General features: G+C 39.7%; 23 protein-coding genes. 20 read left to right on the top strand and 3 right to left on the bottom strand.

The genetic code is table 11. The annotated features are described in order from the left end of the window. Positions 1–77 precede the first annotated feature (77 nt). The 12 genes from nrfD to JWR87_RS10595 all read left to right on the top strand — a co-directional run bounded on the left by nrfD (position 78) and on the right by JWR87_RS10595 (position 11,574). A complete protein-coding gene (gene nrfD / locus JWR87_RS10650; protein ID WP_297819478.1) occupies positions 78–1,517 on the top strand; it encodes an NrfD/PsrC family molybdoenzyme membrane anchor subunit in 1,440 nt (479 codons plus the stop codon). Positions 1,518–1,588: 71 nt separating this feature from the next. Next, positions 1,589–2,179, top strand: coding sequence for a DUF3341 domain-containing protein (locus JWR87_RS10645; RefSeq protein WP_297819475.1), 591 nt, complete (start codon positions 1,589–1,591; stop codon positions 2,177–2,179). A 24-nt stretch (positions 2,180–2,203) separates the two neighbouring features. Next, positions 2,204–2,857 (top strand): cytochrome c, encoded by a 654-nt coding sequence (locus JWR87_RS10640; protein ID WP_297819472.1) that lies wholly within the window; start codon positions 2,204–2,206, stop codon positions 2,855–2,857. A 38-nt stretch (positions 2,858–2,895) separates the two neighbouring features. Continuing rightward, entirely contained in the window at positions 2,896–4,131 is a 1,236-nt protein-coding gene (locus JWR87_RS10635) for a quinol:cytochrome C oxidoreductase (RefSeq protein ID WP_297819469.1), read from the top strand. A gap of 46 nt (positions 4,132–4,177) precedes the next feature. Then, positions 4,178–5,305, top strand: coding sequence for a cytochrome c oxidase subunit II (locus tag JWR87_RS10630; protein WP_297819466.1), 1,128 nt, complete (start codon positions 4,178–4,180; stop codon positions 5,303–5,305). Between the two features lie 51 nt (positions 5,306–5,356). Further along, a complete protein-coding gene (locus tag JWR87_RS10625; protein ID WP_297819463.1) occupies positions 5,357–7,183 on the top strand; it encodes a cbb3-type cytochrome c oxidase subunit I in 1,827 nt (608 codons plus the stop codon). Between the two features lie 92 nt (positions 7,184–7,275). Then, positions 7,276–8,178 carry a heme o synthase gene (gene cyoE / locus JWR87_RS10620; protein WP_297819460.1) on the top strand — a complete coding sequence of 301 codons (903 nt, stop codon included), beginning with the start codon at positions 7,276–7,278 and terminating at the stop codon, positions 8,176–8,178. Positions 8,179–8,269: 91 nt separating this feature from the next. Further along, the gene (locus JWR87_RS10615; RefSeq protein WP_297819457.1) at positions 8,270–8,854 is read left to right on the top strand and encodes a cytochrome c oxidase subunit 3; all 585 of its coding nucleotides are present in this window, start codon (positions 8,270–8,272) and stop codon (positions 8,852–8,854) included. A 142-nt stretch (positions 8,855–8,996) separates the two neighbouring features. Next, a complete protein-coding gene (locus JWR87_RS10610) occupies positions 8,997–9,677 on the top strand; it encodes a cytochrome c oxidase subunit 3 (protein ID WP_297819454.1) in 681 nt (226 codons plus the stop codon). A gap of 27 nt (positions 9,678–9,704) precedes the next feature. Continuing rightward, positions 9,705–10,157: a cytochrome C oxidase subunit IV family protein gene (locus JWR87_RS10605; RefSeq protein ID WP_297819451.1), complete on the top strand. Its 453-nt coding sequence runs from the start codon at positions 9,705–9,707 to the stop codon at positions 10,155–10,157. A 75-nt stretch (positions 10,158–10,232) separates the two neighbouring features. Next, the gene (locus JWR87_RS10600) at positions 10,233–10,967 is read left to right on the top strand and encodes an SCO family protein (protein WP_297819448.1); all 735 of its coding nucleotides are present in this window, start codon (positions 10,233–10,235) and stop codon (positions 10,965–10,967) included. Between the two features lie 22 nt (positions 10,968–10,989). After that, a complete protein-coding gene (locus tag JWR87_RS10595; RefSeq protein ID WP_297819446.1) occupies positions 10,990–11,574 on the top strand; it encodes a DUF420 domain-containing protein in 585 nt (194 codons plus the stop codon). A gap of 206 nt (positions 11,575–11,780) precedes the next feature. On the opposite strand, the gene JWR87_RS10590 is transcribed toward JWR87_RS10595, so the two are convergent. Genes JWR87_RS10590 through ligA form a run of 3 tightly spaced genes read right to left on the bottom strand, consistent with a single transcriptional unit; the run spans position 11,781 to position 14,962 of the window. Further along, positions 11,781–12,158 (bottom strand): MGMT family protein, encoded by a 378-nt coding sequence (locus tag JWR87_RS10590; protein ID WP_297819443.1) that lies wholly within the window; start codon positions 12,156–12,158, stop codon positions 11,781–11,783. Positions 12,159–12,169: 11 nt separating this feature from the next. After that, complete coding sequence (locus tag JWR87_RS10585) at positions 12,170–12,835, bottom strand: DUF2461 domain-containing protein (RefSeq protein WP_297819441.1); 666 nt, start codon at positions 12,833–12,835, stop codon at positions 12,170–12,172. A 9-nt stretch (positions 12,836–12,844) separates the two neighbouring features. Further along, positions 12,845–14,962, bottom strand: coding sequence for an NAD-dependent DNA ligase LigA (gene ligA / locus JWR87_RS10580; RefSeq protein ID WP_297819438.1), 2,118 nt, complete (start codon positions 14,960–14,962; stop codon positions 12,845–12,847). A gap of 395 nt (positions 14,963–15,357) precedes the next feature. On the opposite strand from ligA, the gene JWR87_RS10575 reads away from it, so the two are divergent. The 8 genes from JWR87_RS10575 to nhaA all read left to right on the top strand — a co-directional run bounded on the left by JWR87_RS10575 (position 15,358) and on the right by nhaA (position 22,372). Beyond that, entirely contained in the window at positions 15,358–15,606 is a 249-nt protein-coding gene (locus JWR87_RS10575) for a hypothetical protein (protein WP_297819435.1), read from the top strand. Between the two features lie 42 nt (positions 15,607–15,648). Next, positions 15,649–16,359 carry a pirin family protein gene (locus JWR87_RS10570; RefSeq protein WP_297819432.1) on the top strand — a complete coding sequence of 237 codons (711 nt, stop codon included), beginning with the start codon at positions 15,649–15,651 and terminating at the stop codon, positions 16,357–16,359. A gap of 44 nt (positions 16,360–16,403) precedes the next feature. Further along, the gene (locus tag JWR87_RS10565; RefSeq protein ID WP_297819429.1) at positions 16,404–16,931 is read left to right on the top strand and encodes a YceI family protein; all 528 of its coding nucleotides are present in this window, start codon (positions 16,404–16,406) and stop codon (positions 16,929–16,931) included. 316 nt (positions 16,932–17,247) lie between these two features. Further along, entirely contained in the window at positions 17,248–17,805 is a 558-nt protein-coding gene (locus tag JWR87_RS10560) for an NAD(P)H-dependent oxidoreductase (RefSeq protein ID WP_297819426.1), read from the top strand. A gap of 50 nt (positions 17,806–17,855) precedes the next feature. Further along, a complete protein-coding gene (locus tag JWR87_RS10555; RefSeq protein WP_297819423.1) occupies positions 17,856–19,703 on the top strand; it encodes an amidophosphoribosyltransferase in 1,848 nt (615 codons plus the stop codon). A 74-nt stretch (positions 19,704–19,777) separates the two neighbouring features. Next, positions 19,778–20,575 carry a DUF4422 domain-containing protein gene (locus JWR87_RS10550; RefSeq protein WP_297819420.1) on the top strand — a complete coding sequence of 266 codons (798 nt, stop codon included), beginning with the start codon at positions 19,778–19,780 and terminating at the stop codon, positions 20,573–20,575. Between the two features lie 2 nt (positions 20,576–20,577). Further along, entirely contained in the window at positions 20,578–21,069 is a 492-nt protein-coding gene (locus JWR87_RS10545) for a phosphoglycerate mutase family protein (protein WP_297819418.1), read from the top strand. A 139-nt stretch (positions 21,070–21,208) separates the two neighbouring features. Next, positions 21,209–22,372: a Na+/H+ antiporter NhaA gene (gene nhaA, locus JWR87_RS10540; protein WP_297819416.1), complete on the top strand. Its 1,164-nt coding sequence runs from the start codon at positions 21,209–21,211 to the stop codon at positions 22,370–22,372. Positions 22,373–22,436: the final 64 nt, after the last annotated feature.

The raw sequence follows: 22,436 nt of genomic DNA, 5'->3' as shown, positions 1-22,436 counted from the left end.
AGAGACAAGAAAGTTTGGACAATAAGAATCAATAAAATTATTTAAGATCAGCCATAGCTGGTTCTAAACCAAATCAGATGCATTTAAAGTACGAATCGCAAATTAGGGAACCTCTGGTAGACGGTAACAAAGACTATCACCAGATTACGGAAGACATTATTCGTCCTATTGAGGCAAAGCCGTCAAAATTGTGGTATATAGGATTTTCTATTTCTGTTGCTCTTTTGCTATTTGGGGTTTATAGTGTTTACAGGGATGTTACTTATGGTATTGGCCAGTGGAATTTAAATAAGACGGTTGGTTGGGGTTGGGATATTACCAACTTTGTGTGGTGGGTTGGTATTGGCCATGCGGGAACATTGATCTCCGCTATACTTCTATTATTCAGGCAAGGTTGGAGAACGGGTGTAAACAGGGCCGCTGAAGCGATGACGATTTTCGCTGTAATATGTGCGGGTCAGTTTCCTATATTTCACATGGGTCGTGTTTGGTTAGCATTCTTCATTTTTCCCTATGGAAATACACGGGGTCCGGTTTGGGTGAACTTTGACTCTCCTCTTCTGTGGGACGTGTTTGCGATATCTACTTATTTTACTGTATCGCTGTTGTTCTGGTATTCTGGTTTGTTACCTGATCTTGCAACTGTAAGGGACAGGGCTAAAACTAAGTTTCGGAAGTTGACTTACGGAATTTTAGCTTTTGGCTGGACAGGGAGTACTAAACATTGGCAAAGACATGAGGCACTGTCATTAGTACTTGCAGGTTTGAGCACGCCGCTTGTACTCTCAGTACATACCATTGTATCATTTGACTTTGCCACATCGGTAATACCGGGCTGGCATACGACTATCTTCCCTCCTTACTTTGTAGCGGGTGCAATTTTCTCGGGATTTGCCATGGTGCAAACTTTGCTGATTGTTGTGCGGAAAGTGTTGAATCTACAGGAATATATCACTCTTGGTCATATTGAAGCGATGAATAAAGTAATCGTTTTGACGGGTTCTATTGTGGGCTGTGCTTATTTAACCGAATTATTTATGGCCTGGTATAGCCAGAATGAATATGAAGCTTACGCATTCTTCTATAGCCGCGCAAATATTTTTAGTCCATACGGTTGGAGTTACTGGGGAATGATGTTTTGTAATGTTGTTTCACCACAGGTTTTTTGGTTCAAGAAGTTGCGGAGAAATGTTGTGTTCACGTTCTTTATGAGTGTTATTGTTAACATTGGAATGTGGTTCGAGAGGTTTGTAATCATTGTTACTTCTTTGTACCGCGATTACCTTCCAAGTAGCTGGAGCTATTATTACAGCCCAACGATATGGGAAATCGGCTTCTATTTAGGTACTTTCGGCTTATTCTTTACCTGTTTCTTTCTTTTCGCAAAATACTTTCCTACAATTGCTGTTGCTGAAATCAAATATGTTTTGAAGACTTCGGGCGAGAATTATAAGGAGAAGATGGATAAAGTAGAGGATCAAAAGGTGGAGGAGTTTGCGCACGATTATGCACATTAGAAGTAGTGGCGTGGTGCTACCTGGAAGTTATATTACATTTTAAGAAAGCTAACAGCTAAAAGCTAAAAAGTATGGCACTAAAAAGATATGTTGTTGGATGTTTTGATGACGAGGAAGTTTTATTTCCGGCGGTGAAAAAGGTAAGAAACGCTGGCTATAAAATTCAGGACGTGTACACTCCTTTTCCGGTTCATGGTTTAGATCATGCTTTAGGGATGAGAGAAACCAGTCTTCATACTGCCGGATTTATTTACGGTATTTTAGGAACTACTACCGCCCTTGCTGGAATGGGTTGGGTGTTTACGAAAGACTGGCCAATGAATATTGGCGGAAAGCCAAATTTTCCTTTGCCTGCATTTATTCCAATTGTTTTTGAATTAACGGTGTTATTTGCTGCGGTAGGTATGGTTATGACTTTTTGTTACCTATGCCAGTTAGCACCATTTGTACGTAAACACCATTTTCATCCCAGGGCTACAGATGATCTTTTTGTGATGGCAATAGAATGTACTGACAGAACAAATGTGGAAGATCTAAAAGGTTTTTTGCAAAGTGCAGGGGCTAAAGAGGTGAGTTACCAGGTCGCTGAGTCGGGTTGGTGGTTTGGAAGGTACGATGTGGAGCCAAAATTATACAGGGAAGAAAATCCGGTAATTGGATAACGGAATAATAAGAACAAACAAAAGATGAAGAAATTAGCAATTATATCTGTCTTTACCCTTACAGGAGTTTTGGTTATGAGTTGCGGGGATAACAGCAAGCCCGGACTTGATTATATGCCGGACATGAAACAAAGTCGTGCTTATGAGACTTATGACGATCATTCGAACTTATCTTCAAAAGGGGTAACTTTTAATAATAGGCCTGTGTCAGGTACGGTTAGTAGGGGTGAAGAACTTCCCTATCACTTAAACAATGATAGTACTGGTTATGCACAAAGTGCCGGCTATGCCAATCCGTTACCGAGGTTGAACGATACGGAAATGGTGGAGGCGGAGAGATTGTACCTAATCAATTGTGCTATTTGCCATGGAACGACACTTAACGGTAATGGCCCATTGTACAATGATGGAAAAGGCCCTTACGCTGCTAAACCCGCTATGCTGGTTGGAGATGCAAAGTACGAAGCGCTAAGTGAGGGAACACTTTATCACGTGATGACTTACGGGAAAAACCTGATGGGAAGTTATGCGTCACAGTTAAATAGGAAACAGCGCTGGATGGTGGCACAATATATAAAATCGAAGCAAGGCTCCGCTGAGTCTTCAGATGCTGCTGCTGGCACTGACAGTACTGCTAGCGCCGCAGTCGCAGGATCAACGATGACAACAGCACAATAATAACCAGACGAAACAAACTGCAATCAAAATAAATTAAGATGGCATCTATTAGCGAGCAATTTGAAGTATCGGGGAAAATGAAAACCTGGTCAATGGGATTGATGGGTGTGGGTATTCTTGCCTTTATTATTGGTTTTATTACCAAGGGACTAAGTAGTGATGAACATCAGCAAGCAATTTTCTGGGGTACTTTGTTATACAACAGCATCTTCTTTTTACTTATTTGTAATGCCAGTATGTTCTTTATATGCGTTACAACGCTCGCTCATGGAGGGTGGCAAGTGACTTTTAGAAGAGTTCCAGAGGCAATTTCTGCGGTTGTACCTATTTTCGGCCTGATAGCTATTTTTATTCTTTTCTTTATTGTATTTGGTTTAAATCATGGCGATCATAATTTAATCTATCATTGGCGTATTCCTGGAGATGATCAAATTATTCTTAAGAAGACAGGGTTCTTAAATCCTCCTTTTTTCGTGATCTGGACACTGTTGTCAATAGGGCTGTGGAGTTACCTGGGAATGAGAATGAGGAAACTATCTGAGGAAAGTGACCAGGCGGAAATGAATCAGGAACAGGGAAATAAATGGATTCACCGAAATACTGTTATAGGGTCCCTATTTTTAGTTTGGTTTGGATTAACTGTTGGTTCAACCACGCCATGGCTTTGGTTAATGAGCATCGACACTCACTGGTATAGCACAATGTACAGCTGGTACACTTTTGCAAGTTCTTTTGTAGCGGGAATGGCTTTAATAGCGTTATTTATTATTTATCTGAAGAACAGGGGATATTTGGAATATACGAACGACGAACACCTGCACGACATTGGTAAGTTTATGTTTGCTTTTTCCATTTTTTGGACATATTTATGGTTTAGTCAGTATATGCTGATATGGTACTCCAACCAGCCTGAGGAAACGACTTACTTTCAACCTCGTACTAAGGATGGGGTTTGGAAAGGAGTTTATTATCTAAATCTTGTGATTAATTTCCTTTGTCCGTTGCTAATTTTGATGACCAAAAATTCAAAGAGAAATTATACTGTGGTGGCTTTTATGGCAGTTTTAATCATTTTCGGCCACTGGATGGATTTTAATCAAATGGTTATGGCAAGCGTTTCCAGAGACCACGTCACCTTCGGATGGCTTGACTTCGGGATAGCTGCACTTTTTGTAGGCATGATGATTTTCTTTGTAGGAAAAGCCCTGTCGAGAGTACCTTTGATCCCGAAAAATCACCCGTTCCTCAAGGAGAGTATAATTCATCACACTTAACGACCGAGAAGACTTATTTATAGAAAGAAAAATATTAGAAGCAGCTATGTCAACATTTTTTATAATCGCCGTGCTCGTTTTATTGTTTGTAGTTATCTTCCAGATAGCTAAAGCAAGTGAGTATGTGGCTATACTTAAAGGGGAAGAGAAGGCAAGAAAACACGACAATAAGATCAATGGATTTTTAATGATCGCTTTCTTAGTACTCGGGTTAATAGGAGTTTATTATTGCCATGAAATTTTAAAAGGCAGAGTTCTTTCGGAAAGCGCATCAATAGAGGGGGAGAAGGTAGATGAGATGCTGAATATAACCCTTGCAGTAACCGGAATAGTATTCATCATCACGCAAGTACTTTTATTTTGGTTTGCTTATAAATACCAGGAAAGTGAAAAAAGAAAAGTTTTCTTTTTTCCACATAATAATACCATGGAAGTTGTTTGGACTGTGGTTCCAGCTATTGTTCTTTCTATACTGGTTGTTATTGGCTTGCGTAACTGGTTTATTTTTACTGGTGATGCACCTAAAGAGTCTTTAATAGTAGAAGTAACGGGAAGGCAGTTTGGTTGGATTTTCAGGTATCCGGGTAAGGATAATCAGTTTGGTAAAAGGTATTTCAGGAATATTGATCCTTCAAACAACAACCTTGGTCTCGTTTGGGCCGACAATAAGGAGCTGAATCAGAAGGCTGACCCTGCTACTTTTGATGATATTGTCAACGATAACACAATGTATGTTATAAAGGGCAGGCCTGTTAAACTTATCATTGGTTCCAGGGATGTTATTCACGATGTTGGCTTAGTTCACTTTCGTTTAAAAATGGATGCAGTTCCCGGTATACCAACTACTTTATGGTTTACTCCAAAGTATACAACTGCCGAGATGAAGACGAAAACCGGTAATTCAAATTTCCAGTACGAGATAAGTTGTAACCAGATGTGCGGAAATGGACATTATTCAATGAAAGGAATTATAGAGGTGCTGGAAGAAGACGAGTACTACGCGTGGATTGCAAAACAAAAACCATACTATTATGGTGCTTTTCCGGAGAAAGACCCGTCCGCGGCGCCACCAACTCCAGGAGGAGTCCCGTCGTCATCCCCTGACAGTGCTGCAAGCATAACTACCGCATCAGTAATCCAAGCGGGCGGAGGCCAAAATAATAAATTGAAATAAGGGAAGGAAATAATATTGTACCTGAAAGGGTGATTGAAAAAAATAAATGGTATGAGTAACGAACAGATACATGCAGCTCCGGCACAGGGCGCATCACACGGTAGTCATGATCACGGTCATGCGGAGGGAGGTCATCACCACCACGAAACATTTATAACAAAATACATTTTCAGCCAGGATCATAAAATGATCGCCAAGCAGTTTCTTGTTACTGGTATGGCGTGGGCGGTGCTAGGTGGGTTAATGTCGGTTCTTTTCCGTATTCAACTTGCTTATCCTGACCAAAATTTTCCGATACTAGAAACTTTACTCGGCCATTGGGCTAAAGGGGGGAAAATTACAGCTGAGTCCTATTATGCGTTAGTAACTATTCATGGAACCGTGATGGTGTTTTTCGTATTAACTGCGGGATTGAGTGGTACTTTTTCGAACTTCCTCATACCCTTGCAAGTGGGTGCACGAGACATGGCTTCGCCATTTATGAACATGCTGAGCTATTGGTTCTTCTTTACCTCGGCAATAATTATGTTGTCTTCTTTATTTGTAGAAACAGGTCCTTTCAGTGGCGGTTGGACAGCTTATCCGCCGTTAAGTGCACTCGGTTCTACGTCTCCAGGATCTAAAACCGGTATGGATCTTTGGTTGATAAGTATGGCTTTGTTTGTGGTCTCCCAATTATTGGGGGGCTTGAATTACATCGCTACGGTTTTGAACATGCGAACCAAGGGAATGAGCATGACGAGACTTCCGCTAACAATTTGGGCGTTTTTCTTTACCGCGGTATTAGGGGTACTGTCATTCCCTGTTTTATTGTCGGGATTTATTCTGCTGATATTTGACCGTAATTTCGGGACTAGCTTTTATCTCAGTGATATTTTTGTTAACGGAATAGGGGCGCTTCCAAATGAAGGGGGAAGCCCGATCCTATACCAACACTTATTTTGGTTTCTTGGTCATCCGGAGGTTTATATAATCATTCTTCCAGGTATGGGTATTGTATCAGAGGTGATGAGTACCAATTCGCGTAAGCCTATATTTGGTTATATGGCAATGATTGGGTCGTTGTTTGCTATTGCGATTTTATCTTTTCTTGTATGGGCGCACCATATGTTTGTGTCGGGTTTGAATCCTTTCCTTGGATCATTTTTTGTCTTGTTGACACTACTAATTGCGGTCCCTTCGGCGATAAAGGTTTTCAATTGGTTAACTACTTTATGGAGGGGAAATATTCGCTTCACACCAGGAATGCTGTATTCAATAGGCTTTGTGAGTATGTTTATTTCAGGAGGATTAACAGGTATTTGGTTAGGTAACTCGGCCTTAGATATTCACTTACATGATACCTACTTTATCATTGCGCACTTTCACTTAGTTATGGGCGTTGCAGGTATATTTGGAATGTACGCGGGGATTTATCACTGGTACCCGAAAATGTTCGGTCGTTATATGAATAATACCCTGGCTTACATTCACTTTTGGGTTACGTTTGCCGGTGCTTATCTTATTTTCTGGCCTATGCACTACGAAGGTTTGGCAGGGATGCCTCGCCGTTACTACGATTATACAAACTGGGAGAGCTTTAAGATGTTTGAAGGTTTAAATGTGTTTATAAGCATTGTTGCAATTATCGTATTTGCTGTTCAGTTATTGTTCTTGTTCAATTTCTTTTATTCTATGTACAAGGGAAGGAAAGTTACCTCGCAAAACCCGTGGGGGTCAACTACTTTAGAATGGACTACACCTATTAATCCAGGACACGGTAATTGGCCTGGTGAAATTCCTGAGGTACATCGTTGGGCATACGATTACGGTAAGGATGGTAAAGATTTTATTGCTCAGACAACACCAGTTGGTGCAGGGGAAACTACGAATCATTAATAACGTTTCTGCCTGTTTTGGTCGGCAGAAAAAATAATATAATGCCCTGAGTTATCAGGGCATTGCTTTTAAAAAGGAAAGATCGGATGGAGATGATGAGTACAACAGAAAATATATCGACGAGCTTTAAAGTAGCTGCTAAAGTGAAAGATTACTTTCAGTTGATCAAGTTTACTTTAAGCTTTACGGTGGTGTTTTCTTGTGTAATCTGTTATTTATTGGCGCCTGAAATTACTTATAACCTAAAAATGGTTGTATTGTTATTTGTTGCCGGCATGTTGGTAACGGGAAGTGCGAACGCAATAAACCAGGCTGTTGAGAAAGATACAGATGCGATGATGAAGAGAACCGGGAAAAGGCCAGTTGCTGACGGAAGAATGAGCCAGCAGGAAGCCTATACTTTTGCTTTGGTCGCTGGCGTTGTAGGGGTTTTATTAATGTGGCAATTTTTTAATCTTACTTCTGCGCTGTTATCAGCCTTCAGTCTTTTTTTATATGCATACATATATACACCTTTAAAGAAGGTAAATTCTATAGCGGTTCTGGTTGGGGCTTTTCCTGGTGCTTTGCCTTGCCTGATTGGATGGGTGGCAGGAACAGGCGAGTTCAGTGTAGGCGGCTGGATCTTATTTGGAATGCAATTTCTGTGGCAGTTTCCGCATTTTTGGGCCATTGCATGGGTCGCACATAACGATTATAGCAAAGCCGGTTTTAAGTTGTTGCCTTCAGACAAAGGTCCTACTAAGTTTACAGCGTTACAGTCAGTGGTGTATGCTTTAATAATGATTCCTGTTGGAATATTGCCTTATTATTTTAATATCAGTGGTTCCTTAAGTTTGTGGATCGTGCTAATCTGTAACTTATGTATGGTGGCGCAATGCATAAGGCTATATATAGAAATGGATGTGAAAGCAGCAAGAAGGGTAATGTTTAGCAGTTACATATACCTGCCGATTGTTTTGTTAGCATTGTTGCTTGACAAAGTAAACAGCTAATGGCTGCTAATGATAACATGTACAAGAGTGCGACGCAACATGGTAGAATTAAGACAAACTGCTTGTTACAGAAAAATATAAAAACTTAGAGATGATGGCAACCGTGAGTGATCAACAACGTAAGAAAATACACCCGCACAAATTCTCTTTGTGGGTGGCCATGGCAAGTATTTTAATGATGTTTGCAGGTTTTACCAGTGCATATATCGTAAAACGAAATGATGGAAATAATTGGCTGGAGTTTACTTTGCCGCCCGTGTTCTGGTATTCGACAGTGGTAATATTATTGAGCAGCCTTACAATTTCTCTTGCTACAAAAGCTTTTAAAGACCGTAATATGGCAAGATATAGAGCCTTGGTTACAGTGACTGCTGTATTAGGTGTTGTATTTACGATTTTGCAATGGACAGGATTTGAATATCTACAAAGTCATGGAGTGAAGTTAATTGGAAGCAATAGTAATGCGGCTGGTTCTTTTTTGGGTGTAATTACCGGCGTGCATATGTTACACGTTTTGGGTGGCGTTGTAGTATTGATGGTTTTATTTGTACGGGCTTACAGCAGCAGGAAGAAAAATTACAGTAGTGTGCCAATTGAAGTGGCTAGTACTTACTGGCATTTTGTGGATGCGATATGGATTTACCTGTTTATATTTTTTAATATTGTAAGCGGTTAAAGACTTGCGGCCAGATGGGTCGGTAATTAATCAGATTCAAAGGTTTAGCAGGCCTTTTTCTTATAATAAAAAATCTTTTTCTTTTTTTAATGTTGGTTTCAACATCGGAAATAAATTTGCATACCAAACTTAAACAGAACGCATGGAAACAACAACAGCCGGATTGGACACAAAATGGTGGAATGGAGGTAAAAGCCCTTTCAACGTAGAGTATGGGAAATTGATGATGTGGTATTTTTTAATGAGCGATAGTTTTACATTTGGCGCTTTCCTTATCGCATACGGTACCGTACGTTTTTCCAGCAATGGATGGCCTGACCCTAACGCTGTTTTTAAGTCTTACCCTGGTGCAAGCGAAACTACAAATGCACCTCTTGTGTTTGTAAGTATTATGACTTTTATCCTGATTGTCAGTTCTGTTACCATGGTACTTGCAGTACATGCTGGACATGAAAGAAATAAGAAGAAAGTTGCTACTAATTTAATCTGGACTATAATTGGGGGGCTGGCGTTTTTAGGCTGCCAGGCCTGGGAGTGGAACCATTTGCATCACGAGGGTGCATGGTGGGGAAGTAATCCTTTTGCAAATTCAGATGGGACTGAGTCAACCGACAATTTCACTAATTTCTTTTTTACCATAACCGGTTTCCACGGATTTCATGTGCTTTCTGGTGTTGTTATTAATATCGTTATGTTGGTAATGACTCTACTTGGCACTTTCGAAAAAAAGGGACATTATCTTATGATAGAAAAGGCTGGGCTGTACTGGCACTTTGTTGACCTTGTATGGGTATTTGTGTTTACTTGCTTTTATCTACTTTAAAATCTATAAATAAATTAATCGAGGGATATGGAACATTCATCAACAGTAGCAGGAAACCCGGTTCATGATAATCATGGTGGAACTAAAGAAATCTGGAGAACGTTTTGGATACTACTTGGACTTACAATCGTGGAGTTAGTTTTGGGATACATCATGATTGGCGTAGAAAGTACCGGAGGCAGGCTGGGTCTAAAGGGGGCGATTATTATACTAATGCTGGCAAAAGCTTTTTATATAGTGGCGTACTTTATGCACTTAAAAGGTGAGATCAGAAATCTGGTGATGACTATTTTGGTGCCATTGTCTCTGTTACTTTGGGCTATAATTGCTTTCCTTTACGAAGGACATTCTTACAGAAATAACCGTAATACCTACGATGCTTATACACGTGAAAGAAGTAATATTCAATCAACGGATAAAAAGGCCGACGAAAAAGGGATGCACGAAAAGAAGAGAACCGGGGCAGAAACGATGGAGTAAGTGTTAGAATTAAAAAAATAATTAACCTGAATAAACCATCGCTCATCCCGCGATGGTTTTTTTATAAAAAAAATCATGAATAAAAAAGCAGTTGTTGCATTATGTATTGCAACGTTCATACCGATAGCCAGCTACCTAATACTTAAACAGACAGGGGAAGATGCTGTAGTAATGCCGAGAAAGTATTTGATGGACTCGGTGGTAACAAAAACAGTTGACGGTAAAACTACAACCGACACAGTATGGCACAAAACCGAAAATATTAGTTTGGTTAACCAACTGGGTGATAGCGTTAGTTTGTACGACATTGAAAACCGGGTGATTGTTGCTGATTTCTTTTTTACGAGGTGTCCTTACATATGTCCTCAAATGACGAAGAACATGGCAAAATTACAACAGTCATTTTCGCACAACAACAAGAACGGAAGAAAGGTTATAGACTCTTCCATTGTTAGGTTCATCTCGTTTTCCATTGACCCCGAGCGCGACTCTGTACCGTCTCTCAGAAGGTATGCGGACAAGTTTGGGGTAGATCACGACAATTGGTGGCTACTCACTGGAAAAAAGAAAACCATCTATGATTTTGCATTGAATGAGTTGAAAGTGGGCATAACCGATGGAGAAGGAATTGATACCTCGTTTTTACACACCGAAAAATTGGTGCTGCTGGATAAAGACTTTATAGTTAGAGGGTATTATAACGGCCTTGATACAACGGCTTTGTCTAAGCTTGCAAAAGATATCGGCCTGTTAATGCTCGAAAAAGATAAAAAGAAGAAGTTCAACATTTTTGAACCGTCCGCATTATAGGTGAACTTGAAAAATAAAAAACATGTTAGAAGCTATAATCGCTAAAAACGATAAAAAAGCATATTGGTTAATAGGCATCTTTTCTGTGGTTGTTTTTGGCGCTGTCGTTGCTTTAGGCAGTTTTAAATTAAATATCAACGCTGGTTTTGATGTACACATTTTTGCTAAAATTAATGCAGCCATAAATTGCTGCGTTGCTGTATTGCTTGTAACCGCGCTGGTGGCTATTAAGAATAGCAAATACAAGCTGCACCGAAACCTCATGCTGGGAGCCATGTTTTTGTCGGTGTTTTTTTTAGTTTCTTATATCGCTCACCACCTGTTAGCGGGAGAAGCAAAGTTTGGTGATCTTAATCACGACGGAGTGTTAGACGTAGAAGAGAAGTTGCGGGTAGGTAGTTCAAGAATTTTTTACCTGTTACTATTGGCTACTCACATTGTGCTTGCTGCCATTATACTTCCGTTTATTTTATTTACAGCTTATAGGGCGCTCACTTCTGAGTGGCCAGCCCATAAGAAGTTAGCAAAGTACACGTGGCCGTTGTGGCTATATGTTGCTGTTACCGGACCTATTGTTTATTATTTAATCAGTCCTTATTATACCTGATGAAATGTTTGACGTAAATTTTGGTTGAGCCAGCGGTGTATCTCTTTTATGCGTCGGTTGCGTCGCACTCTTGTACACACTGAACATAATTGGGGGTGATGAGAAAACATAAACCGGATCAATGTAAAGAGAGAGTACAGGTGAGTGACACGACGATGTTTATTAAAGATAAAATGCTTGCTCAAAAACGGTCTTCCCTAAAAAAGTTATCCCAGTTCTGCAATCGGATCCCAAAAAACTTCTTTAAAGTTGATAATTTTATCCTCCTCAATTTGTATTCCTTCATTTACCAATAGTTCCTCCATTAGTGTCGGCGTTCCAAAATGCGCTTTTCCACTCAGCATTCCATTGCGGTTTACAACCCTTTGGGCAGGTACTTTTGGTTGTACTATAAAACTTGCATTCATTGCCCAGCCAACCATTCTTGCAGATGATTTTGTTCCCAGGTAAGTTGCTATTGCACCATAAGTGGTCACGCGCCCTTTTGGTATTTGCCTGACAACATCCCACACATTCTGAAAAAAAGAATAGTGCTTGCTGTCGTCGGCAATTGCAAGGTTATTTGAGCCATTGCTTTTTTTCATGATCGATATCCTTATTCCAGAGACCGGTTTATAAATTTTATCAAAGGCATAAGTGCAGTAAATGCAGCCAACACTTTTTTCAGTAAAGCGGTTGATACCAGTTCATCATCCGTAAGTGTTTGAATCGCTACCACGCTTTTTAATTTCAATATTTCTATGGCAGGATTTTCTTTATCATATCCTTTTGGTTCCCGGCTTAGCTTAAACGCTCCTTCTTCTAAAGCACCATATATTTTTGTAAACGCAGGTTCACTTATTATGGATGAAAACTCTTCCCAGCCGTAATCAATTTCCTGTCTTATTTTTTTTAATTGTGCAGCTTCCGGCATCCAAATGCCTCCACCCGCCATGCTTTTGTTGCCAGGCTGAATGTGTAAATAATAGCCTGCAAAACCCGATTTTTTGCCACCTCTGTCAAAACTTGCGCCCATGTGGTGCTTGTAGGGAGTTTTGTCTTTACTAAACCTTACATCGCGGTATTGCCGAAAGATGCAATTCTTCGCTTCTAAAGGAGCTATGTCCGGATCGACTTTTCCAAAAGATAAAATGATGTTTTTAACCAACGTTTCGAAGTCTGCCTTTGCCTCCTCAAACTGACGACGGTTCTCGTCAAACCAGGGCTTATTGTTATTTTTTGTAAGATCTTCTATGTAGGCTAGTGTCGCAGATTGCAGCATTCTAAAGTTTTAAGCTGTTACATTTTGTTCCAAAAGTGCTATAAAATCATCTTCACTAATTACTTTAACCGTATGGATTTTCTTTGCTTTTTCAAGCTTGCTTCCTGCGTCTTCTCCTACCACTAAATAGTTTAATTTGCTACTTACGCTTCCAAGCAGTTTGCCTCCGTGTTGCTCTACCATTTCCTCTGCCTCGCTACGTTTTAACTTATTCAGCGTTCCTGTAAATAAAAACGTTTGACCGCTTAATCCACCTTCTTCAACAACCGCATTTTTTTTGTTGCTCATTTCAATACCCAATGTTTGCAATTGGTGAAGCATCTCGATGTTTTGCTCATTCCGAAAAAAAGTATGAACACTTTTTGCCACTTTTACTCCAATGTCTTCAAGTGTTTGTAGCTTCTCTTCGGAGAAGTTTTTAAGATCTAATAGATGATTAATGGAGTTAGCTAAAACCTTCGCAGTGGTTTCGCCAACATACCGTATTCCCAATGCAAAGATTAAACGGTTAAGCGGTTGCTGTTTAGATTCGCCGATAGCCATCTGTAGGTTATCAACCGACTTTTTACCAAATCCTGCCATTTTTCCGATTGCGGCAAAGTCGAGTGTATAAATGCCTGGAATGTCTTTTAATAACCCCAGCTCATAAAATTTTCTAACGTTAGCTTCCCCAAAGCTTTTAATGTCCATTGCATCTTTACTTACAAAATGTATCATTCTTTCAATCACTTGTGCCGGGCATTCTATGTTCACGCATCGCCAGGCAGCCTCACCTTCTTCTTTATACAATTCGCTATTACAAACAGGACAAGTTTTAGGAAATAAAATCTCGGTTTCAGTACCATCTCTAACTTCTGCCAGAGATTTTACAATGTATGGAATGACATCCCCTGCACGTTCCACCAGAACCGTATCGCCTATTTTTAAATCCTTTTCTTTTATTACATCTTCATTAAACAGCGATATGGATCCTACAGTTACGCCGCTGATAAAGACGGGATCAATTTTGGCAACGGGGGTAATAGAGCCTGTTCTGCCCACCTGGAACTCAACATTTCGAAGCTTGCTGGTTGCTTGCCTGGCTTTAAACTTATAAGCAATTGCCCACCTTGGGTGGTGTGTAGTCATTCCCATCTGCTCCTGCAGATGAAGATCATCAACCTTAATTACCATTCCGTCTATTTCATACGGCAGGTTATCTCTTTCCGCTTCAAATTCATTGCAATAATCTATCACAGCCTGTATGCCTTTGAGCACTTTCATCTCTTTTAAAGGACTTCTAAAACCGACGTTCCAAAGCATCTGCAAAATTCCTGAATGCTTTTGCAGCATCGCTTCTTTACCCGGATCGACGGGCTTATTAGTGCGGGTATAATAACTGACGTTATATAAAAATGCTTCGAGTTTCCTTCGTCCAACTTCATTAGGATCTTTCATTCGTAAGCTGCCCGAGGCCGCGTTACGTGGGTTTGCAAGTGGTGGAATGTTTAGCTCAGCCAACTGATCGTTATATTGCTTAAAAGCTTTTTTCGACATCATCATTTCACCCCTGATCTCAATTTGTTGTACCCCAAATGTAGAGAACGATGCAGCAAGAGGAATTGAACGGATTTGTTTAATATTAGTAGTTATATCGTCTCCTTCCATGCCATTGCCCCTGGTTGCGCCCCTGGTTAAGTGGTCGTTTTCATAAATCAGCGATATGCTTGCCCCATCAAATTTCGGCTCAACACAATATTCCAGTTCATCTTTTTTTGCCACTTCTCTTGCTTTCCTGTCCCAATCTATCAGGTCCTCTGCGTTGTAGCTATTTTCCAAACTTAGCATTGGTACGAGGTGGCGAACAGTTTTAAACGATGCATTGAGGCTATTGCCAACTCGCTGTGTGGGAGAGCCTGTAGTTATTAGTTCGGGATTTGCTTTTTCTAATTTTTCAAGTAGCTTATACAATTGGTCGTAGTCAGCGTCAGCAATAAGTGGGTCATTTAAGATGTAGTACCTGTATTCATGAAACTGAAGCGCCTTTCTCAATTCCTCCACAATTTCAAAAGCCTTTTCTGTGTGATTTCCCTCGGCTAATTGCTTTGTAAGTTTTTGAAGCTCTATTATTTGTTCCTGTGAATACATAAAGTAAAATTATCAATAAAATTGGGCTAAAGTTAGGCACAAAAAGAGCTAGGTAAGAAATAGGAAACGGGCTGGTTCTATTAGCTTTTTAAAATCCAAACTAATCATGTAGCAGGCAAGTAGCACAAGAAAGAGGGTTTGACGGCAATAAGAAAATAATTGGAGAAATAGGTAGCTACATACATTTGCGATGTGAGATTAGAAGATGCAATAAAAACTGAAAAGTTTACGTCGCAGAAACAAAAGGCGGGATTAAATATTTAGTACACAGCTTGGTGGCTGAAAACTTTTATTAGCCAGGAACTAAGGGAGTTTGGATTGACGCATGAGCAGTACAATGTGTTACGCATTTTAAAAGGAACACATTCGGAAAAAATGTGTGTTAGGGATATTGGATGCAGAATGATAGAAACTCAAACATACCGAGAATAATAGACCGCCTTGTTGCTAAAAATTGGGTGGATAGGTCAACATCAGATGTGGATAAGAGAGAAACAGTCATAACGGTTACAGCTGATGGCATGAATGTTTTGGAAAATGCTAATCAAAAAGTGGACGTTTTGATTAATAATACTGTACGTATGAGCGACGATGAAGCACTTCAATTAAATACTCTTTTACAAAACCTGAGAGAGCAGGAGTAAAAAATTACATCAATACATGTATATACGCCTAAATAAGAAGTTATGAAAACAATACTTCATGCTGCGGATCGTAGAGGTCACGTAAGTTTTGGATGGTTGGACAGCCATCACTCTTTCAGCTTTGGTAATTATTACGATCCTGAAAAAGTACACTTTGGAATGTTAAGAGTGTTGAATGATGATGTCATTTCAGGTGGCTCAGGTTTTGGAACACATTCTCATGATAATATGGAGATTATTTCTATTCCTTTGGAAGGGGCTATAGAACATAAAGACAGTATGGGTACTCAGGCTGTAATTAATGAGAATGATGTGCAGATTATGAGTGCGGGAACGGGGATCAAACACTCTGAATACAATCACCATAAAGATAGAGAAGCCAATTTTTTACAGATCTGGATAATGCCTAAAGAACAAAACATCAAGCCCAGATACGACCAAAGAACCTTCTCTACTACAGAACGGATTAATCAATTTCAAACTGTAGTAGCTCCGGATAATGATAAAGCAGTATGGATTAACCAGGATGCATGGGTTTCTCTTGGTAGTTTGAAAGGAGGTTTTTCTACCTCATACACTATAAAAAAATCGGGCAATGGGGTATATGCTTTTGTTTTAAATGGAAGTGTAACTTTAAATGAACAAACCCTTTTTAAAAGAGATGCCATGGGCATATGGGAGGTAGATAAGATTGAAATAGAAGCAACTACGGATTCGGAATTATTATTGATTGATGTACCAATGGTAGCTTAACGCAGTAGAGAAACAATTATTAAAAATTAAAAAAACAAGCAACAATGGCAACGTACAAAATTGATCCTGATCACTCAGATGTGATGTTCAAGGTAAAGCACCTGATGATTTCAACAGTAACAGGCATTTTCAAAAAATTTGACGCAACACTGGAAGTAAACGAACAGGATTTGAGTGATGCAAAAGTAACTTTTGAAGCTGATGTTGATAGTGTAGATACAAAAAATGAGCAACGCGACACGCATCTTAAAAGCGATGACTTTTTTAATGCAGAACAATATCCGAAGTTGACTTTTAAGTCTACAAGCATAAAAAATTCGGGAGACAATGAGTTTATACTCACCGGTGATTTTACCATTCGTGATGTTACAAAAAGCATAGATTTAAAAGTAGAGTACAACGGCAGCACAAAAGATCCGTGGGGACAGGAGAGAATGGGATTTGAAGTGTCGGGTAAAATAAATCGCAAGGAATATGGTCTTAAATGGAGTGCAGTAACAGAAGCAGGTGGACTGGTAGTAGCAGATGATGTTAAGCTGGCAATGAATGTTGAAATGGTTAAGCAGGCATAAATGTAAAAAGTGATTAAGTATAAAGCAGACGACGTAAACGGGCAGTTCTGCTTTTAATTGGTTTCTCATTTTGCTTCTCCAATTATCAAAACCGGGCAATTAGGGTCTTAATAGTTGGAGAAGTATTGTCTTTTAAATAAAACCAAAACAAGAAAGCAGATTTGTTGTTATACAGGCGCAATGCACCGATAGCACCTTTTTTTGGAGTTAATATTATTAGAGTGTTGTATAATTGGTGATAGACGCGTAAAAAGTACAAGTGAGTGACACAACAATGTTGACGGAAGTTCAACTGTAGGTCGCAAAAAAAATAGCAATGAATATTGAGATCGTTTCGGGAAGTCCGCGGAAAGGAAGTACAACGTTTAGACTGGCTGTTTTCTTGCAAAAGGCTCTACAGCAAAAGACTTCTTACAGTGTTAATATACTCGATGTTCGCGAATGGAATTTTCCAACACTTCAGGAACAGGTATACTCTTCAGTTGAAAATACCCCGGAACATTATAAGCCGCTGGCAAAACGAATGTTTGATGCACATGCTTTTATAATCGTAACCCCCGAATACAACGGCAGTTACACCCCTTCGATGAAAAACCTGTTTGACCATTTTCCAAAACAATTTCATAAAGCTTTTGGTATAGTAACAGCGTCTACCGGGTCGATGGGAGGAATGAGAGCCAGCCAGCAGTTGCAGTTATTAATAGGGGCACTGTTTGGAATTCCGAGCCCATATATGCTGATTACTCCCCAGGTAGACAAGAAATTTGACGCAGCAGGCAACCTAGTTGATGAGTCATTTTATAACTCTGTACATACTTTTATAACTGAATTTCTTTGGCTTGCCGATCGCATTTGTAGTGTAAAGCCTAATTAAGTAAATATTTTGTTTCGGAGTTGTACCTTCGTTGTTCCTTTAATACTACCATGAGTGATGACATAAAACATGAATGCGGTCTTGCATTCATACGTTTACGAAAGCCTTTCTCGTATTATCTTCAGAAATACGGCACTGTTCTTTACGGCCTTAATAAGTTGTACCTGCTAATGGAAAAGCAACACAACCGCGGGCAGGACGGGGCAGGAATGGCAGCGGTAAAACTAAATGTAGAACCGGGCTATCCCTTTATGCATAGGATTAGGAGTGTGGCTCCCCAATCAATTGCCGATCTTTTTGCAACGATCGGGAAAGAAGTTGCCGAGCTTGAAAAGTTTCAGCCTACCATAAAACAACATCCCGGACTATTAAAAGGTCACCTTCCTTTTCTGGGCGAACTTCTACTAGGTCATTTACGGTATGGAACACAGGGAAAGAATAATGCCGACTTTTGCCATCCCTTTATTCGCCGAGAGGTGATACCAGCCCGCAACCTGGCGCTTGCAGGCAACTTTAACCTCGTAAATACAGAAGAATTATATAAGCACATCGGCTTCGACCCTGGAACGTTTTCTAAACAGAGTGACCTTGCTGCCATGCTTGAGGTGATTCACCATTTTCTTGTAAAAGCCGATACTGAAAACCCGGATAAACTAGACCTTGCGTCTGTTTTAAGAGAGTCTGCTTCACTTTTCGATGGCGGCTATACCATTGGAGGGTTGATTGGTAATGGTGATAGTTTTGTTTTGAGAGATGCGAACGGTATTCGCCCCGCTTATTACTATATAGATGATGAAGTTATTGTTGCGGGAAGTGAAAGAGCAGCGATCAGAACCGCTTTTAATGTAGGTGAGAATGAAGTGCATGAATTACCTCCCGGTAATGCACTAATGGTTAAGGCGCATGGAGAATACAAAGTAGAACAGGTGCTGGATGTAAAAGAAAGACGCGCCTGCAGTTTTGAGAGAATTTATTTCTCGCGGGGCAGTGATGAAAAAATTTATCGGGAAAGAATAGCCCTGGGGCATCACTTAAGCAAAGCGGTATTGGAAGCCGTAAGCTATAACTTAAAAGACACCATTTTTTCTTACATTCCTAATACGGCTGAAATTGCGTACTACGGCATGTGCAAGGGAATGGAAGATTACCTGAACCAAATAAAGGTGCAGCGTATTTTAAGTTGGGGAAATGAGGTAACCGAAGAAAAGCTGGCAACGATGATTAATCGTAAAATACGCCAGGAAAAAATCGCCATAAAAGATGTGAAGCTTCGAACCTTTATAACAGAAGATGCTAACCGGAACGAAATGGTTCAGCACGTATACGACATTACTTATGGAACGGTTCGTAAAGGAGAAGATACTTTAGTTGTTATAGACGACTCTATAGTACGTGGTACCACACTTAAAGAAAGTATTGTAAAAATGCTTTCAAGGTTAGGTCCTAGAAAAATTATAGTTGTTTCCTCCGCCCCGCAAATTCGCTATCCTGATTGTTACGGCATTGATATGAGTAAGCTAGGCGATTTTATTGCATTTAGAGCAGCCGTAGAATTGTTGAAGGAAACCGGCCAGGAAATGTTGTTACAGGATTTATATCAAAAGTGCCTCCAATTGCAACAATGCAACGAGTTACATCTGGAAAATGTGGTAAGGCAGGTATACAAGCCTTTCACTACCGAGGAAATCTCTGGAAAAATTGCCCAACTTATCACCCCTGATGATATTAACTTCCCGGTTGAAGTTATCTACCAGACTATTGAGGATTTGCATGCAAGTTGTCCTACAAATACCGGCGACTGGTACTTTACGGGCAACTATCCCACACCGGGAGGAAATAAGGTGGTAAATAAGGCTTTTATAAATTATATCGAGGGCAGCAATTCAAGGGGGTACTAAACCGGGTTGCCTGAGGTTATTCTATATAAGTAGAAGAGGTATTTCGACTAGATACGGTAAAACATGTTTTATTAATGAGTAGAAACATAGCAGGCGGACATTTGCCGTTTACTTTATTTAGTACGTATCATAAAGCATTTCCTGTTCCTGAGGTACCTTTCGTTCGACCCATACATGCAGGCAAAGCCACCTCACCCCTCGATCTTAACATAGAAACAGATAATACCGGTGATAATATTTCACACCTCAACCCATATTTTTCTGAACTCACTGTCATCTACTATATCTGGAAAAATTATTCTTCACAACAGTTGCCATATTGGGGCCTCTGTCATTACCGCAGGTATTTTTCACTGCATTCGGGCTGGTTCCCTTTTCGAAAAGTGTATTTTTTAGACAATCCTGATAAAGCCTTTAAAAAAATTTTCACCCCACGACTTCTCAGTACGATAGGGGCAGAATTGGAAAAAGGCAAGGTTATTTTACCTATCCCCTACCGCTTTATAAAGCTAAAAAGGTGGAGCGTTAAGAAGCAGTATATAAAAGATCATGGCGCAGAGTCATGGGTTGCAACTGAGAAAGCCGTAGCAAACCTTTACCCCGATTACGTGGAGAGCTTGAAGCATGTATTGGATGGAATGACCTGTTCGTGGTATAATATGCTTATTGCTAGCTGGAACTTTTGGGATGGTTATCTTACATGGCTATTCGCAATTCTTTTCGAGGTAAAAAAGAACCTCCAAAATGATGATGACGAGGCTGTTCTCAGAATATTTGGAAACCTGTCTGAGAGATTATTAAACGTTTATGTGTATCATTGGGAAAAAAGAGGGCAAAAGGTTTGTTACCTTCCCATTGCTCATATTTCCTGATTATGAAATCAATCCTTCTCATACGCCACGCTAAAAGTAGTTGGGATTTTAATGTTAAAGACTTTGATCGCCCCCTTAATCATCGTGGAGAAACAGACGCGCCGGCAATGGCCAAAAGGCTTTTAAAAAAAGACATTAAAATTGATGCTTTTGTAAGCAGTCCTGCAAAAAGAGCGATTAGTACAGCTGCTTATTTTGCAGATGTATATGATAAAAAGAAAAAGAACATTATTGTTATTCCGGCACTATATGAAGCTGGGGTAATTGATTTTTTTAATGCAATAGACGGCCTTGATGGCGATCTGAAAAATGTAGCCCTGTTTTCTCATAACCCCGGCATCACAGCTTTTGCAAATAGACTTACGTCCACTATTATCGACAATATGCCCACCTGTGCTGTTTTTGCTGTAAAGGCAGATATAAAAAAGTGGGTAGATTTTGAAGCGGCAACGAAAGAGTTCTGGTTCTTTGATTATCCCAAAGCCGATCAATAATTGTCTGTTCTTTTTTTTGGGCTCATGCATCAGTCTTCCATAGCGTCATTGTTGTGTCACTCACTTCTTCTTTCAGTTAATAATTTTACTGTATATCCAATGTATTTAATTGCAACAGCTGTAAAAGAACATTCAATTGATGAGTAACAAGTTCTTCGACCTCTTTAAAGGGTTTTTTGATAGTGAAAAAGTAGGTGGTGTGCTACTGCTTTTTTGTACTGTTATATCTCTTTCAATAGCCAATTCACCTATTGGAGAAAGTTATGTTCAGTTGATGCACACCAGAGTGGATCTCTCCTTCGCCAACGCATCTCTCAATTACAGTATTGAGCAATGGGTGAACGATGGCCTTATGGCAATCTTTTTTCTTATGGTGGGGCTTGAGGTGGAAAGGGAAATTTATGTGGGAGAACTCTCTGATATCAAAAAAGCGATTTTACCCGTTGCTGCAGCCGTCGGCGGTATGGTTGTTCCTTCCCTTATACATTTTATATTAAATAAAGGCACTCCATCCCAAGCTGGTTTTGCCATACCAATGGCCACTGATATAGCATTTGCTTTAGGTGTGCTTGCACTAGCTGGTAATAAAATTCCTACGTCTGTAAAAGTTTTCCTAGCAGCGTTAGCTATTATAGATGATATCGGGGCTATTGTTGTAATTGCTTTTTTTTATACAAAAACAATTTTTTTTATGTACCTGCTTGTTGCGCTGGCAATTTTTTGCCTGCTCTTAACTTTTAATAGAATGCGGGTAACCAATTTGGTATTTTATCTATTGCCAGGTTTATTGATGTGGTATTGTTTTTTACAATCAGGGGTTCACGCAACTTTATCGGGTGTTTTACTTGCCTTCGCAGTACCCTTTAATAAAAAGGATGAAAAGAATGTGTCGTTGCGATTACAACACTTCTTACACCGGCCGGTTGCTTTTATTATTATTCCCGTTTTTGCATTGGTTAATACGGCCATCATCTTGCCTCGTAACTTTATTGAAAGCATTGTAAATACAAACTCTGCCGGCATTATTTTGGGCTTGTTTGTAGGAAAAGTAGCAGGAATTGTTTCATTTCCGTATTTGCTTATTAAAGCAGGAAAAGCAACATTACAGGAAGGCATCAGTTTACAGTCATTGACAGGAATTGGATTTTTGGGTGGAATAGGGTTTACGATGTCTATGTTTATCAGTAACCTGGCGTTCGACAATCATGATTTGATGATTACTTCTAAATTAAGTATTTTGATCGGGTCTGCCCTATCTGCTGTTACTGGTTTACTTATAGTAAAGAGAAGTGTAAAAACTTAAACGTTCCTTAAAAGCCCTACATACTTTATAGCGAATTTAAGTCCGTTTAATTGAAGTTTAATAG

The sequence above is a fragment of the Segetibacter sp. genome, from assembly GCF_025963695.1.
Lineage (GTDB): Bacteria > Bacteroidota > Bacteroidia > Chitinophagales > Chitinophagaceae > Segetibacter.
This window is presented reverse-complemented; position numbering and strand designations above follow the sequence as displayed.

What these genes read in the sequence shown, in the direction of transcription:
- JWR87_RS10585 (WP_297819441.1), bottom strand. Translation starts at nt 12,835, where the DNA reads ATGCTGCAATCTGCGACACTAGCCTACATAGAAGATCTTACAAAAAAT.
- cyoE (WP_297819460.1), top strand. Translation starts at nt 7,276, where the DNA reads ATGATGAGTACAACAGAAAATATATCGACGAGCTTTAAAGTAGCTGCT.
- JWR87_RS10610 (WP_297819454.1), top strand. Translation starts at nt 8,997, where the DNA reads ATGGAAACAACAACAGCCGGATTGGACACAAAATGGTGGAATGGAGGT.
- JWR87_RS10615 (WP_297819457.1), top strand. Translation starts at nt 8,270, where the DNA reads ATGATGGCAACCGTGAGTGATCAACAACGTAAGAAAATACACCCGCAC.
- JWR87_RS10625 (WP_297819463.1), top strand. Translation starts at nt 5,357, where the DNA reads ATGAGTAACGAACAGATACATGCAGCTCCGGCACAGGGCGCATCACAC.
- JWR87_RS10640 (WP_297819472.1), top strand. Translation starts at nt 2,204, where the DNA reads ATGAAGAAATTAGCAATTATATCTGTCTTTACCCTTACAGGAGTTTTG.
- nhaA (WP_297819416.1), top strand. Translation starts at nt 21,209, where the DNA reads ATGAGTAACAAGTTCTTCGACCTCTTTAAAGGGTTTTTTGATAGTGAA.
- JWR87_RS10555 (WP_297819423.1), top strand. Translation starts at nt 17,856, where the DNA reads ATGAGTGATGACATAAAACATGAATGCGGTCTTGCATTCATACGTTTA.
- ligA (WP_297819438.1), bottom strand. Translation starts at nt 14,962, where the DNA reads ATGTATTCACAGGAACAAATAATAGAGCTTCAAAAACTTACAAAGCAA.
- JWR87_RS10600 (WP_297819448.1), top strand. Translation starts at nt 10,233, where the DNA reads ATGAATAAAAAAGCAGTTGTTGCATTATGTATTGCAACGTTCATACCG.
- JWR87_RS10560 (WP_297819426.1), top strand. Translation starts at nt 17,248, where the DNA reads ATGAATATTGAGATCGTTTCGGGAAGTCCGCGGAAAGGAAGTACAACG.
- JWR87_RS10595 (WP_297819446.1), top strand. Translation starts at nt 10,990, where the DNA reads ATGTTAGAAGCTATAATCGCTAAAAACGATAAAAAAGCATATTGGTTA.
- JWR87_RS10565 (WP_297819429.1), top strand. Translation starts at nt 16,404, where the DNA reads ATGGCAACGTACAAAATTGATCCTGATCACTCAGATGTGATGTTCAAG.
- JWR87_RS10635 (WP_297819469.1), top strand. Translation starts at nt 2,896, where the DNA reads ATGGCATCTATTAGCGAGCAATTTGAAGTATCGGGGAAAATGAAAACC.
- JWR87_RS10590 (WP_297819443.1), bottom strand. Translation starts at nt 12,158, where the DNA reads ATGAAAAAAAGCAATGGCTCAAATAACCTTGCAATTGCCGACGACAGC.
- JWR87_RS10550 (WP_297819420.1), top strand. Translation starts at nt 19,778, where the DNA reads ATGAGTAGAAACATAGCAGGCGGACATTTGCCGTTTACTTTATTTAGT.
- JWR87_RS10570 (WP_297819432.1), top strand. Translation starts at nt 15,649, where the DNA reads ATGAAAACAATACTTCATGCTGCGGATCGTAGAGGTCACGTAAGTTTT.
- JWR87_RS10630 (WP_297819466.1), top strand. Translation starts at nt 4,178, where the DNA reads ATGTCAACATTTTTTATAATCGCCGTGCTCGTTTTATTGTTTGTAGTT.
- JWR87_RS10575 (WP_297819435.1), top strand. Translation starts at nt 15,358, where the DNA reads ATGCAGAATGATAGAAACTCAAACATACCGAGAATAATAGACCGCCTT.
- JWR87_RS10645 (WP_297819475.1), top strand. Translation starts at nt 1,589, where the DNA reads ATGGCACTAAAAAGATATGTTGTTGGATGTTTTGATGACGAGGAAGTT.
- nrfD (WP_297819478.1), top strand. Translation starts at nt 78, where the DNA reads ATGCATTTAAAGTACGAATCGCAAATTAGGGAACCTCTGGTAGACGGT.
- JWR87_RS10605 (WP_297819451.1), top strand. Translation starts at nt 9,705, where the DNA reads ATGGAACATTCATCAACAGTAGCAGGAAACCCGGTTCATGATAATCAT.
- JWR87_RS10545 (WP_297819418.1), top strand. Translation starts at nt 20,578, where the DNA reads ATGAAATCAATCCTTCTCATACGCCACGCTAAAAGTAGTTGGGATTTT.